Here is a 13,615-nt window from a genome sequence, read left to right as displayed (position 1 = left end):
CCGGAATGGGCAAGATTACCTTCTGTGGCACAGTGTCCATGTTATCGACGAGGGCCCGTTTGGCTGCAGGGGCAACTGACGAATGGCTCTGCGCTGAGCCTCCCAGGTAGTTCTGCTAATTGCGCGGGATAATGTCAATTTGATGCTGATCGGTTAGAGTACGCGCCGCCCGAGAGACGGATCCCGGGCGTTTTCTCATGGAGTATTCAATGAACCACATCAGTAAAGTTGTCGCCTGCGCACTGTTCGGCCTGGCCCTGGCGGGTTGCACCGGCACCCCGATGAAGACCCAGCAGTACGATGCCAGCCAATACACCGTTGTCGGCCACAGTGAAGCCAAGGCCACCGGCCTGCTGCTGTTCGGCGTGATCCCGATCCAGCAGAACAACCGTTTCGTGCGCGCCCAGACCGCGGCGATCAAGGCCAAGGGCGGCGACGCCATGATCAACACCCAAGTCCAGGAAAACTGGTTCTGGGCCTGGGTCCTGACCGGCTACACCACCTCGGTGTCCGGTGATGTGGTCAAGCTGAAAAGCGTTCAGTAACACTGCTGTTCTTGAACATTCCCACGCTCCCGCGTGGGAATGATCGATATCTCCGTTAACGTCCTCCCACCACCATATGCGTGAACGGCGCCACATACGCCTGCAACGTCACCAGCCCGCCCACCAGAATCGCCAGCACCACCGAGTGGAAAAACACGTAGCGCAGGATTTCCCCTTCATGGCCGTACCAACGGGTAGCGGTGGAGGCGACCACGATCGACTGGGCATCGACCATCTTGCCCATGACCCCGCCGGAACTGTTGGCCGCGGCCATCAGCACCGGGCTGATGCCCAACTGCTCGGATGTGACCCGTTGCAAGCCGCCAAACAACACGTTGGACGCGGTGTCCGAGCCGGTCAGCGCGACGCCGAGCCAGCCCAGCAAGGTGCCGAACATGGGGTAGAAAATGCCCGTGGCGGCGAAGGCCAGGCCCATGGTCGCGTCCAGGCCCGAATACCGCGTGAGGAACCCCAGGGCCAACATTGCCACGATGGTGATCAGCGAGTAGCGCACCACCCAGAGCGTTCGCAAGTAGTGGTGCAGCAGTTGCGGGATGGAGTAGCCCATCAGCAAGCCACCGAGAATCGCCGCCAGGAAGATACCGCTGCCGGTGGCGGTGAACCAGTTGAACTTGTAGACCGCTTCCTCGGTTTTAGGCTGGGGCACCACCGGCGGGACTTTTTCGATCTGCTGGTGGATGGTGCCGAAGGTCACCAGGGGCGAGAAGATCGGATTCGCCTCGCGCATCGGCTTGCCTTGGGGGTCGAGCTTGGCTGATTGGGTCTGCGGGTCCAGCGCCGGGCGAGTATCGAACAGGTTCTTGAAACCCTGCGTGCCCCAGGCGAACACGAATACCGTGAGGATGATCCACGGCATCCAGGCCCGGAGCACGGCGGGGCGGGTGTCGCTGGAAAATGCGGCGCTGGCGGTGGGTTGTTCATCCTCGCTGGCGTCGATCTTCGAGTTGTCGACTCGCCCGGACAGCGCGGCGGAGGTGTGCACCGTGGCCGGTTTCCAAACCTTGAGGAAGCCGGTGAGGCAGGCCATGGAAATCAGCGCGGCGATGACGTCCACCAGCATCGGACCGTGGTAGTTGGATACCAGGAATTGCGGGATGGCGAAGCTGACGCCGGCCACCAGGATCGCCGGCCAGATTTCCAGCATCTTGCGCCACCCGGCAAACGCCCAGATCAACCAGAACGGCACCAGCACGGAGAAAAACGGCAACTGCCGACCGACCATCATCGACAGCTCCATTTCATCCAACCCGGTGACCTTGGCCAGGGTGATGATTGGCGTGCCCAGGGCACCGAAGGCCACGGGCGCGGTGTTGGCGATCAGTGCCAGGCCTGAGGCGGCCAGGGGCGAAAAGCCCAGCCCGATGAGGATCGCCCCGGTCACCGCCACCGGCGTCCCGAAGCCCGCCGCACCCTCGAAGAACGCACCAAAGCAAAAGGCGATCAGCAGCAATTGCAGGCGTCGGTCGTCGGTAATGCGTGCGAGGGAATCTTGCAGGACCTTGAATGAGCCGTTCTCGGTGGTCAGGCGGTGCAGGAAAATGATGTTGAGGACAATCCAGCCAATGGGCAGCAGCCCGTTGGCCGCGCCATAAAGTGCCGCAGACCCGGCCATGCCGACGGGCATGCCGAAGGCGAAGATCGCGATCAGCAAGGCCGAGGCCAGGGCCAGCAACGCCGCCAGGTGCGCCTTGACATGAAAGAACGCCAGGGAGGCCAGCATCACCACCACCGGAACCGCCGCCAGGAGCGTGGACAGCACCGCATTACCGAAGGGATCGTAGACTTGTTGCCAGACCATGTTCCACCTCTGCTTTTTATTGTTGGAAGTGCAGGCCCCAGGGGGGATTGGCAGAGAAGTATAGGCGGGGATTGGGGGAGGGGACTGCCAGGCAACCCCTGTGGCGAGGGGATTTATCCCCGCTGGACGCGCAGCAGTCCCAATGTCTGTCAACTCGGTGTGTCAGGTTGATCCCTACCTGCCTTTTTGGGGCTGCTGCGCAGCCCAGCGGGGATAAATCCCCTCGCCACAAAGTTGATGCGCCCGGCTAGCGTGCTTCGACGTTGTCCAGCGCGCGGTTCGCTAGCAGTCCGCTCAGTTCAATCAATTGCTGGATGCCCAGGGCGATGTGGCGCCTGGGACCTTCCAGGTCGAAGGCCAGGTCACTGACCATGGCGTTGGCCGAGGCCAGGTTTTCGCTGAGGTTGGCGAGCAGGGTTTCGGTGTCGACGCCGTTGGCGACGGTGAACAGTGGGCCTGGATCGGCCTCGGGTTTGCCGGGTTTGGGCTTGAGGTAGTGGTCGAGGATGCGGTCGGCGGCTTTGTCGAACGCTTTTGAGTGGGGATCGGTGTCTGGTGGGTTGGGTGTTGGTTTGAACATAGATGAAACTCCAGATAAGAAATAGGAGCCATCACTCTCGCTACCAAACGAAGGGTGGCGGCCATACGAAGGTTGGTAGACCGGTTACCTGGCAACCCGGCGCGTCCGAGAACGCCCTGCGCATGACCACCATAAAACAGAGGACGTAGAAGTCCCTTGCATCAGGATGTATGTGCGCCAGGAAAACCGGGCTACCAAACCCGATCGCTGATTCGTCAGCGACCCGGAAACGATAGAGCCCACCCCCCTAGACGCACAAGCCGGCGGATTCTGGCGCAGTTGTAGGGAATGGCGCAAGACAACGTAGCCCGAACCCGAACGATCCTACATCGGGATAAACAAGGTCCCCTGCTGGACTGGGAGCCTGGGTTAACAAAACACCCGTGGCGAGGGAGCTTGCTCCCGCTGGGTGGCGAAGCCGCCCCAAAAAAATCTGCGTTGAAACAAAAAACCGGGGCCTGCTGCGCAGTCCAGCGGGAGCAAGCTCCCTCGCCACAAAAGCGCTTACTCAGGCCAACAGAGCAATGTGCCTGTTCAGCCCTTCGCCGCCATCGCCGTCACTTCCACTTTCATCCCCTCGACCGCCAGCGCGGCCACGCCCACCGCTGCACGAACCGGCCAAGGCTTGGCGAAGAAGCGTTTGTAAACCTCGTTGAAAGCGGCGCGATCCGCCATGTCGGTCAGATAGATGGTCAGGTGCAGGACTCGGTCCATGGAACTGCCGGCGCGCTCCAAGGCGGTCTTGAGGGCTTGCAGTGTGCATTCGCTCTGCAGCGCGATATCGCCCAGTTCCAGGCTGCCATCGGCGTGGGTGGGGATTTGCGTGGAAACCAGCAGGCCGCCGAAGCCGGCGACGTCGGAGGAAATGGAATCCGCATCCGGATCTGGAACGAACGTGATGTCTGGGTTGCTCATGCAAAGCCTCATGCTGGAAAAGAAAAAGGAGCGCCGCAGTTTACCGTCCATTGTTGCGCCGTTCCTGCATTCCTTTATCCGTGCGCTTGCCGCCCGCTGTTCCCAGCATTAAAGCCTCTGGGCCGGACGTTGGGCTGTCACTGCCGGTTCAAGGGGTGGTTGCGCGCCGTTCAGGCGTGCGGCCAGTCGCTGTGCCTGCTCCCATCCCAGCTCGGGCGCCAGCCAGTCGAGTGCATCTTCGGCACTGAAAGCCAGTACCCGCTGCTGTTGACTGGCGATGTCGCCATACGTCACCAGGGCCAGGCCGTCACAGCCAAACGGGGTCTCGCTGGCCTGGGCCAGGGCGGCCAGGAAGATCGGGGTCGATTGCCGGTCGGTCGTGTAGGTGAGCTGTTGCGCCTGAGAGGGTGAGGCGGGGGGCTGCGACTCATACCAGCCCTCCACGGCGACCAGTACGCGGCCTTCGTGCTTGATGGGATCGAAGACTTTGGAACGCATGACCAGATGCAAGGGCAGATGCGTGAGCGGCGGCATCGTTCCCACCGACCAGATCGGCGACCAGCCCCAGCGAACCTTGATGCACTCCAAGTGCCCACCGCGCCGGCGAATGGCGCTGACCTGCATGCCTGGCTTGATCGGGGCATGCCGCTCCTGAGGCTGGGGCGGCGTTGTCACGCACAGCTCCAAGGGCGTCACGAGGGTAGCGAAACGGTTGCCGGGCGTATCTCGCTGGGCGAAATACGCCAGGGAGTCTTTTGAAGAAACGTGTTGAACAAGACCGTCACACATAACGAAAACTCCCGGCAGTGAAACGCAAAGAAGCCTTGATCTACCCGCTGTTCAAGGCATGACGTCGAAGCGCATCAGGTGGCTTTCAGCGGTGTCATGTAGGTCCGAACCGTGGCGAAACGCTTGGTTCGAAAATCCTCGCGGCGGGGAGACGAGCGGGCCATTGGGGATGAATGCACGACCGCCATCGCGAGCGGGCTCGCTCTCACAATGGATTTGTGGTGGGGCGGGATTTTCAGCTACACAGCCGAACTCTTGTGGGAGCGAGCCTGCTCGCGATAGCGGAGTGTCAGCTTGCGCAGAGGTTGGCTGTGCCGACGCCATCGCGAGCGGGCTCGCTCCCACAATGGATTGTGGTGGGGCGGGATTTTCAGCTACACAGCCGAACCCTTGTGGGAGCGAGCTTGCTCGCGATAGCGGTGTATCAGCTGGCGGGGAGGTTGGCCGTGCTGACGCTTTCGCGAGCAAGCCCGCTCCCACAATGGATTTGTGGCGGTGCGGGATTTTCAACTACACCGCCGCACCCTTGTGGGAGCGAGCCTGCTCGCGATAGCGGTGTATCAGCTTGCGGGGCGGTTGGCCGTGCCGACGTCCTCGCGGACAGACTCGCTCCCATACCGTTGTGCATTGATGAAGTCCACGAAAGCCCTCAACGGCGAGGGCAGGTAGCGACGGCCGGGGTAGTAGAGGAATGGCCCGGTGAAGCGCTGCCACCAGGGTTCGAGTACCGGTTCGAGGGCGCCGCTGTCCAGGTAGGGCCGTAGCCAGTCCTCGAACAGGTAGACGATCCCTAACCCGTCCACTGCAGCTTGCACCGACAGGTCCACTGCGCCGCCGATCCTGACAATCAACGGACCGCTCGGGTCGACGCTGATGGTTTCGCCGTCACGTTCATACTCCCAGAGCGGCATCGCGCCACTGGGAAATTTGCCCCGCAGGCAGGCGTGCTTGAGCAGATCCCGAGGGTGTTCGGGGCGCCCCCTGGCGTCGAGGTACGCCGGGGATGCGGCGGTTGCGAAGCGCTGAAACCGTGGGCCGATGGGGAGGGCGATCATGTCCTGCTCCAGACGCTCGTCGTAGCGAATACCGGCGTCACAACCGGCGGCGAGCATGTCGACGAAGCTCTCTTCGGCGATCACCTCCAGGCGGATGTCGGGATAGCTTTGCAAAAACGGCGTGATGAGCGCCGGCAACACCAGGCGGGCGGCGCTGACCGGCACGTTCAGCCGGAGGGTGCCGGAAGGACGGTCGCGAAAATCGTTGACCACGTCCATCGCCGCCTCGACTTCGCCCAGGGCCGGGACGATGCGTTCCATCAACCGCGCACCGGCCTCGGTCGGCACCACGCTGCGGGTGGTGCGGTTGAGCAAGCGCACGCCGAGCCGGCTTTCCATCCGGCGTACGGCATCGCTGAGGCTCGAGGCAGACTTGCCGCTCATCCGCGCGCCTTCACGAAAGCCCCCTGCATTGACCACGGCCACGAAGGCCAGCAAGTCTTGAATATCCGTCGCCATTGTTCTCTCCGCCGTACAGCCCGTGCTGATTGCACCTGATTATCAATGAAGTGGTCAACGCCTATAGTCGGCCCACTTACATTGATCCGAGGGGCACGAGATGAACATTGCAGGCAAGGCAGGCACCTTTTTACTGGGTGATCGCACGATCAATCGCATGGGCTATGGCGCGATGCAGTTGGCGGGGCCCCAGGTCTTCGGGCCGCCGAAAGATCCGGCGGCCGCCATCGCCGTGCTGCGCGAAGCAGTGGCGAACGGGGTCAACCACATCGACACCGCGGATTTCTACGGGCCCCATGTCACCAACCGGTTGATCCGCGAAGCGCTGCACCCTTACGCCAAGGATCTGGTCATCGTGACCAAGGTCGGTGCCGTTCGCGGTGCCGATGCGTCCTGGAACCCGGCCCACAGCCCCGCCGAGCTGACCCGGGCGGTCCACGACAACCTGCGCAACCTGGGCGTGGAGGTCCTGGACGTAGTCAACCTGCGGGTGTGGGGCGACCTGCATTCGCCCTCGGAGGCTTCCATCGAGGAATCGTTCACGACACTGGCCGAGTTGCAGCGCCAGGGGCTCATCCGCCACCTGGGCCTGAGCAATGTCACGGCCGCGCAGGTCAAGCAGGCCCAGGGCATTGCCAAGGTGGTCTGCGTGCAGAACCACTACAACCTGACCCATCGCGACGACGAACAACTCATCGCTGACCTCGGTCGGCAGGGCATCGCCTACGTGCCGTTCTTCCCGCTGGGCGGCTTCACACCGCTGCAATCGGAAACCCTTTCCAGCGTGGCGGCGCGCTTGCAGGCGTCACCGCTGTGTGTGGCCCTGGCGTGGTTGCTGAAACGTGCGCCGAACATCCTGCTGATTCCCGGCACATCGTCCCTGGCGCACCTGCGGGAAAACCTCACGGCCAGTGAGCTGAAGATCCCTGCGCCGCTGCTCGCCGAGCTGGACGCACTGGTCTAGGCCGCCTGGAAAATCAATGTCTCGCCATCTTCCGGTATCAACAACCGGCCTCCGACACCGGCCCTCGCGGCGGCTTCGGCGAGGGCCTTGCGGGTCGTCGGGCAGTGGCTGATCGCTTCCAGGTGATTGGCCACTACGGTCCCGTGGGACAGGCGGGTGAATTCCAGCGTCTCGTCGATGCCCATGATGATGTCGCCGCCCACATCGAAGCGTGCCCCGCCTGCCGGGACCACGCTGACCTGCGGCTGGTGGCGCAGGATGAATTCGCACACGGTGGGGGTGAGTACGGTGTCGCCGCTGAGGTAGACGCTTGGCTCCCCGGGCAGCTCGATCAGGTAGCCGACGCCGTGCTCCATCAACTTGCCCACCAGGCCCAGCCCATGGGTGCAGCGGACGGAGCGGATGGTGCCGCCCAGGAATGAGTGGGGTTGGTCATGTGCCTGGGCAAGCGCCTGGACATTCAAGCCCCGCTTGGCGAGGTACGGGGCGTCATGGGGTGTGCAGATGACCGGGATCTGTTTTTCCCTCAGCCATCGCTTGGCCGCGCCGTCCAGATGGTCGAAATGGCCTTTCTGGCAGTGGGTGATCAGGCAATGGGTGACAGCCTCAAGGTCCTTCGCTGTGCAAGCCGGAAGCTCCACCAGCGGATTGCGCTGCGTGGCACCGAACAGTCGAAGCGGCGGCAGCGTGCCCTTGGCAGCCAGCATCGGGTCGACGAGCACGCGATACGGGCCGAATTGAAGAATGATCGTGGCGTTACGGATCTGCTGGATGTTCATGAGACGTTCCTGTTGAGCGAGCGCTTCATGGTGCCGCTCCGGTTCCGTGTGCATAATGGCTGGATCTGACATCTTTGATTCGTTTCAAGCCATGACCAGAAAAATCCGAATCGGTCTGCTTCTGTTTCCCGGCTGCATGCCCGCCGGCCTGTTTGCCTTCGCCGATCTGCTGCATGCCGCCAACCGCAGAAGAGGGCTGACGTTGTTCGAGGCACGTTACATCGCGTTGCAAGCCGGGCCGGTGGTGTGTGCCCATGGCGTGGCCCTGCACGCGGAAGCGGCCCTGGGCAGCATCGCGCTGGATGCTGTCCTGGTTCCCGGCTTCTGGGCCGAATCGGCCGAGCAGGTGAATGCGCTGCTGGTTGATCAAACGGCTCTCGTGAGCGCGCTGTCCAAGCTTGCCCGAACGCTGCGGCTCTGGTCCTATTGCACCGGCGTCTGCCTGCTGGCCGCCAGTGGTCGCCTGGACGGGCAGGGCGCGACGGTGACCTGGTGGCTGGCGCAAGCGATGCAGCAGCAGTATCGAAAAGTCCTTTGGCAAAGCGAGCAAAACTGCGTGTTCAACGAACGCACGGCGACCGCGTCCGGAGTGAACGGCTACCTGCCCATCGCCGAAAAACTCATCGAACGCAGCGTCAGCAGCGACGTGCTGCGGGACATTACCCGGCTCATGGTGCTGCCGCGCCCGGCCATTGCCCATGGAGCGTTCCAAGGCAGTGCGCTGATCGAGCAACCCAGCGGATGGCTGCGGCAGTTGCATGGCTTGATCGAACAGATGCCGGCCGAGCGGATCACCGTTCAGGCACTGGCAAGCGAGCTGGCGGTGTCCGAGCGTACCTTGGCACGCAAGGTCAGCCGTGAAACGGGCCAGGCGGTCGCGACCTATGCCCGGCGCATCAAGTTGAACCAGGTCAGCGAACGCCTGACGTTGACGGCGCAGTCCCTTGCCAGCATCGGCGCCGAGCTGGGTTTCAGCAGCAGTTCCAACTTGCAGCGCATGTTCAAGGCGCTGACCGGGCTGACGCCGGTGCAATACCGGCGCAAGTTCGGGCGTGTATGACGCCGGTCAACTCGGCGTCTTGTCGGTTTCGTTGCGATGATGTTCCGGCCAACTGTCGACGGGGTGGGCACGGTCTTCGTTGAACATCTCCGTGAGTAGCGCATTGGCGCGGCGGTAGGCGTCATGGCGGAACTTGAGGTCGTCTTCCGGCTGGGCGACGATTTCCTCCAGCATCTTGAGGTTCAGCCGCCGGAACTGATCCGCCCGTTCGCGCGCTTCGTAAGCCCCGACGCCCATGCGCTCCAGGGCACTGCGACCCAATGACAGCGCGCTCTCGAAAGTTTCCCGTTCGGCCGCTTCCACGCCCATCTGCCGCAGGGTAATGAGGTGTCCCATGTCCCGCGCCCGCACGATCAACTGCAATGCGGGGAAGTGCTCCTGGGCCAGCCGGGTCAGCGTCAGGTTGTCTTCCTGATTGTCGATCGCATTGATCAGCACCACCGCTTGAGCCGCGCCGGCGGCGTGCAACAGATCGAGGCGCGTGGCATCGCCATAAAAGACTTTCACGCCGAACTTGCGCAGCGTCTCGATGTTGTCAGGGTCGTGATCCAGGACCACCACCTCGACGCCGCAGGACATCAGCAGGCGTCCGGCGATCTGCCCGAAGCGGCCGAACCCGGCGATGATCACCCGTGGGTTCTGCTGGTCGACGAGGTCGGATTCGCGCTGGTTTTTCCGGGTGACGGACTCGAAGCGATCCAGCAGCAGAATCAGCAAGGGCGTCAGGCACATGGACAAGGCCACCGCCAGGGTCAGGCTCTTGCCCCATTGATCGGTCAGGATGCCGGCCACGGTCGCCGCGCCAAACACGACGAAGGCGAACTCGCTGCCCTGGCCCAGCAACACCGCCTGCCAGGAGCGCTGGCCGGCGGGGACGTTGAGGAACCGGCCCGCCAGCTTGATCACCAGCAGCTTGATCAGGATGAAACCCAGGGTCAGGGTGATCACTTTGAGCGGTGCGTTGACCAGGGTACCGAAATCGATCGACATGCCGACGCCGATGAAGAACAGACCCAACAGCAGGCCCTTGAACGGCTCGATGTCACTCTCCAGCGCATGGCGGTATTCGGAGCTGGCCAGCAGCACCCCGGCAAGGAACGCGCCCATGGCCATCGACAACCCAGCTTCCTCCAGCAGGAAGCCGAAGCCGAACACCAGGAATAGCGCGACGGCACTGAAAATCTCCCGCAGGCCTGAGCGGGCGGCGAAGCGCAGCAGCGGTCGCGTCACGTAGCGACCCAACAGCACGACGATGGCGATGGCAGCGACGATTTTGCCAATCGATAGCAACAGCGCGGTGCCCGAAGGGGTGTCGCCGTGGGCCGACAACAGCGGAATCATCGCCACCAGCGGAATCGCAGCGATGTCCTGGAACAGCAGCACGGCAAAGCTGCTGCGCCCGACGGCGGTGGCGGTCAGGTTGCGTTCGCTCATGGCCTGCATGGCGATGGCCGTGGAGGACAGGCTCAGGGTCAGGCCGACCAGCAGCGCCGCCGTCCAGTTCAGGCCCAGGGCCGTACAGAACAAGCCAATGGCAGCGCCACAGGCGAGCATCTGCAGGGCACCGCCACCAAACACCATCCGGCGCAAGGCCCAGAGCCGTTTGGGGTCGAGTTCAAGACCGATAATGAACAGCATCAGGACCACGCCGATTTCAGCGAACTCCAGGATCGCCTTGACGTCGGTAATCAGCTTCAGCCCCCACGGGCCGATGATGCACCCGGCCAGTAGATAACCCAGCACCGGGCCCAGGCCAAATCGAACGGCAATCGGGACGATCAGCGTCGCCGAGGCCAGGTAGATGAGCATTTCAATCAGGCTGTGAGTCTCCATTTCAATCTTCCTTCCAGGCGGCCAGGCGAGCGCCATAGTGTTCGATTTGTGCATGTTGGGCGTCAGGGTCGGCGGCATAGGCGCCATGCACGACCACCGGTTCCAACCAGCGCATGCCGCAGTAAATGGCCGTGGCGTGGAGGGGTTGGGCCAACGCGGTAAAACCTGGGTAGTCGCCGATCGCAAAATGCGCTTGATCGCCACCGGTGGTGACGGCCCACAGCAGGCGCTTGTCTTTGAGGGCGACGGCGCCTTTGCCGTAGGCCCAGCCGTGGGTGAAGACTTTATCGATCCACAGTTTCAGCAGGGGCGGGGTGCTGTACCAATACATCGGGTGCTGGAGCACCACAAGATCGGCTTGTTCCACCGCATGCTGTTCCGCCTCGACGTCGATATCGAAATTGGGATAGAGCTCGTAGAGCGAACGTATGACCACGTCCGGGTTGTTCGACACTCGCTTGAGCATCAACTGGTTGACCCGCGATTTGTCGGGGTAGGGGTGCGCATAAATGATAAGAATCATCGGTGAATTCCTTGGTTTGGCTCCGCCGATCCTTGTCTGTCGTGAACGCGAGCGATGGTATTGAGTCGAGCGATGTAAACAAAAGCGCCTTCCCGGGGCAGCGTCGAGGCTGGAAAGGCCGGACATCCTACCGAGGAAGGCGCTGATTGTTTAGAGCGGATCGATACATCGGGGGGGGCTTCAGTCAAGCGGTAGCGAGACCCTGGCCTCCAACCCGCCATTCCGACGGTTGCTCAAGGTCAGTGTCCCGCCATGCTCCAGCACCGTCGCCCGGGCCGCCGACAGGCCCAGCCCGACGCCGCCGGTGTGCTTGTTGCGAGAGCCTTCGATGCGAAAGAACGGCGCGAAGACCTGCTCAAGGTATTGGGAGTCGATGCCGGGCCCGCGGTCCAGGATGCGAATGTCCACACGGTGGGCGTCGGCTTCGAGGCGAACCGTCGGCTCGCCGCCATATTTGATCGCGTTGTCGATCAGGTTGACCAATGCACGCTTGATGCCGATGGGCCGGCCGACATAAACCAGGCGCTGGGTGCCTTCGAATCCAACCTCGGTGCCGGCGTCCTTGAGGTCATCGACGATGGTGTGCAGCAGCTCGGCCAGGTCGAACGCGGTGGCATGTTCAAGCCGGGCATCGTCGCGGAAGAACTCAAGGGCTGAATTGATCATCGCCTGCATTTCATCGACGTCCCTGAACAGCCGGGATTGCTGCTCGGCATCCTCGATGAACTCACCACGCAGGCGCATGCGGGTCAAGGGCGTACGCAGGTCGTGGGAGATGGCGGCGAGCATCTGGGTGCGGTCCTCGATGAAGTGCTTTAGCTGGGCCTGCATGGCATTGAAGGCGAGGATCGCCTGGCGGATTTCATGGGGACCGACGACGGGAATAGGCGGTGCCTTGTGATCCACGCCGAAGCGCCTGGCGCCTTCGGCAAAGCGTTGCAAGGGCGCTGCCAGGTGTCGCGTGGCGATCAGCGCGACGATAATCGTCGACACCAGGATCAGCGCCAGCATGATCAGGTTGCGCTTCCATTCCTCCAGCCCCCAACTGCGCGCAGGCAGGGAAAACATGACCCACGAGTGGTCGGTCAATTCGATCATCGCGGCGTAGCGTGCGCCGGGCTGGCCGGCGGGCCAGTCGCTCGGCTCATAGCCCTCGATCCTCGCGTCGGGCCGGCCCAACTGTTGGCGCAAGCGCAGTGCGCCATCGCTGTATTCGGGGTCGTCGATCACTGGCAGCTTGGCTTCTTCATGGCGTTGGAGCCATTGTGTGTTGAAGATCGGGTCACTGGCTGTCCTGGCAATCGTGGGCCGCTGCTCGGGCGTTGCCGAGTCGATGATGCGGGTGATGGCGGCGATCTTTTCAATCAGACCGGTTTCCATCAGGGGAGGGCGGGCCCAGGCATCAGTCAGTTGACTGAACAGCGCGTTCAGGGCCAGCAACGTGAGCATGGCAACCAGGGTGGTCAGGGCGATCCAGCGCGCCAGCGTATCCCATGGCCGTCGAGTGCATTTCATCGCTTCACCACATGGGGGCTGAACAGGTAGCCGCTGTTGCGCACGGTGCGGATCATCGACGCACCGGTGAGGTCGGTCTCCAACTTGCGTCGCAAGCGGCTGACCTGGACATCGATGCTGCGGTCGAACGCCTCGAAGGTTTCGCCGCGCGCCAGGTCCAGCAACTGCTGGCGGGTCAGCACCCGACGCGGGTGTTCGACAAAGACCAGCAGCAGTTCGAATTCTCCGGCGGACAGCGGGATCATGACCTTGTCCGGCGAGCGCAGTTCGCGCCGGGTGACGTCCAGCTGCCAGTTTTCGAACTCCAGGATGGGCCGGGATGAGTCGCTCAACGTCTCCCTGGCTTCTCCGGTGCGCCGGAGCACGGCACGTACCCGGGCCAATAGCTCCCGGGCGTCGAAGGGCTTGGTCAGGTAATCGTCCGCCCCCAGCTCCAGACCGACGACGCGGTCACTCAATTCGCCCATGGCGGTGAGCATGATGATGGCGACCCTGTGCTCGGTTCGCAGTCGTTGGCAGAGCACCAGACCGTTGTCGCCCGGCAGCATGACGTCGAGGATGATGAGGTCCGGCACCCGACGCTCCACCGCCTGCCACAAGGCGTTGCCGTCGGCGGCCACATCCACGCTATAGCCATGTTGTTCGAGGAACTTGCGCAAGAGGGCGAGGACTTCGAGGTCATCGTCCACCAGTAATAAATGGCTCACGGTGGGCACGCAGAGTAATGAATACAGGAGGGGATACTAGGGTCAATCCGGGGCCTGCGTCATATATTTCAA

13 protein-coding genes are annotated in these 13,615 nt (G+C 62.7%); 3 read left to right on the top strand and 10 right to left on the bottom strand.

Translation table 11 applies throughout. From position 1 onward, the window contains the following. Positions 1–209: 209 nt before the first annotated feature. Positions 210–545: a hypothetical protein gene (locus tag DTP52_RS23665; protein ID WP_109755520.1), complete on the top strand. Its 336-nt coding sequence runs from the start codon at positions 210–212 to the stop codon at positions 543–545. A gap of 55 nt (positions 546–600) precedes the next feature. Here the strand turns inward: DTP52_RS23665 and DTP52_RS23660 are convergent, their stop codons facing one another. The 5 genes from DTP52_RS23660 to DTP52_RS23635 all read right to left on the bottom strand — a co-directional run bounded on the left by DTP52_RS23660 (position 601) and on the right by DTP52_RS23635 (position 6,162). Continuing rightward, positions 601–2,364, bottom strand: a complete 1,764-nt coding sequence (locus DTP52_RS23660) for an L-lactate permease (protein WP_109755519.1) — start codon at positions 2,362–2,364, stop codon at positions 601–603. A gap of 247 nt (positions 2,365–2,611) precedes the next feature. Beyond that, entirely contained in the window at positions 2,612–2,944 is a 333-nt protein-coding gene (locus DTP52_RS23655) for a DUF6124 family protein (protein ID WP_109755518.1), read from the bottom strand. Positions 2,945–3,478: 534 nt separating this feature from the next. Further along, positions 3,479–3,859: a RidA family protein gene (locus DTP52_RS23650; RefSeq protein WP_109755517.1), complete on the bottom strand. Its 381-nt coding sequence runs from the start codon at positions 3,857–3,859 to the stop codon at positions 3,479–3,481. 108 nt (positions 3,860–3,967) lie between these two features. Continuing rightward, on the bottom strand, positions 3,968–4,648 hold the full coding sequence (locus DTP52_RS23645) for an SOS response-associated peptidase family protein (RefSeq protein ID WP_109755516.1): 681 nt from the start codon (positions 4,646–4,648) through the stop codon (positions 3,968–3,970). A 560-nt stretch (positions 4,649–5,208) separates the two neighbouring features. Next, on the bottom strand, positions 5,209–6,162 hold the full coding sequence (locus DTP52_RS23635) for a LysR family transcriptional regulator (RefSeq protein ID WP_109755515.1): 954 nt from the start codon (positions 6,160–6,162) through the stop codon (positions 5,209–5,211). Between the two features lie 100 nt (positions 6,163–6,262). Between DTP52_RS23635 and DTP52_RS23630 the strand changes: the two genes are divergently transcribed. After that, on the top strand, positions 6,263–7,126 hold the full coding sequence (locus tag DTP52_RS23630) for an aldo/keto reductase family oxidoreductase (protein ID WP_109755514.1): 864 nt from the start codon (positions 6,263–6,265) through the stop codon (positions 7,124–7,126). Here DTP52_RS23630 and DTP52_RS23625 read toward each other — a convergent pair. Further along, positions 7,123–7,905: an MBL fold metallo-hydrolase gene (locus tag DTP52_RS23625; protein WP_109755513.1), complete on the bottom strand. Its 783-nt coding sequence runs from the start codon at positions 7,903–7,905 to the stop codon at positions 7,123–7,125. The two genes, DTP52_RS23630 and DTP52_RS23625, sit on opposite strands and share 4 nt — an antisense overlap. Positions 7,906–7,996: 91 nt before the next feature. Between DTP52_RS23625 and DTP52_RS23620 the strand changes: the two genes are divergently transcribed. Next, a complete protein-coding gene (locus DTP52_RS23620) occupies positions 7,997–8,965 on the top strand; it encodes a GlxA family transcriptional regulator (protein WP_109755512.1) in 969 nt (322 codons plus the stop codon). 6 nt (positions 8,966–8,971) lie between these two features. Here DTP52_RS23620 and kefC read toward each other — a convergent pair whose 3' ends face one another. The 4 genes from kefC to DTP52_RS23600 all read right to left on the bottom strand — a co-directional run bounded on the left by kefC (position 8,972) and on the right by DTP52_RS23600 (position 13,543). Next, positions 8,972–10,798, bottom strand: coding sequence for a glutathione-regulated potassium-efflux system protein KefC (gene kefC, locus DTP52_RS23615; RefSeq protein WP_109755511.1), 1,827 nt, complete (start codon positions 10,796–10,798; stop codon positions 8,972–8,974). A 1-nt stretch (position 10,799) separates the two neighbouring features. Then, entirely contained in the window at positions 10,800–11,321 is a 522-nt protein-coding gene (kefF, locus tag DTP52_RS23610) for a glutathione-regulated potassium-efflux system oxidoreductase KefF (RefSeq protein ID WP_109755510.1), read from the bottom strand. Between the two features lie 180 nt (positions 11,322–11,501). Then, positions 11,502–12,836 carry an ATP-binding protein gene (locus DTP52_RS23605; RefSeq protein WP_109755509.1) on the bottom strand — a complete coding sequence of 445 codons (1,335 nt, stop codon included), beginning with the start codon at positions 12,834–12,836 and terminating at the stop codon, positions 11,502–11,504. Further along, entirely contained in the window at positions 12,833–13,543 is a 711-nt protein-coding gene (locus tag DTP52_RS23600) for a response regulator (RefSeq protein WP_109755637.1), read from the bottom strand. The genes DTP52_RS23605 and DTP52_RS23600 overlap by 4 nt, the downstream gene beginning before the upstream one ends. Between the last annotated feature and the right edge of the window lie 72 nt (positions 13,544–13,615).

Origin of the sequence: Pseudomonas sp. 43mfcvi1.1, from assembly GCF_900115935.1 — a bacterium.
Lineage (GTDB): Bacteria > Pseudomonadota > Gammaproteobacteria > Pseudomonadales > Pseudomonadaceae > Aquipseudomonas > Aquipseudomonas bijieensis.
The sequence above is the reverse complement of the archived record's forward strand: the minus strand, read 5'-3'. Positions and strand labels throughout refer to the sequence as shown.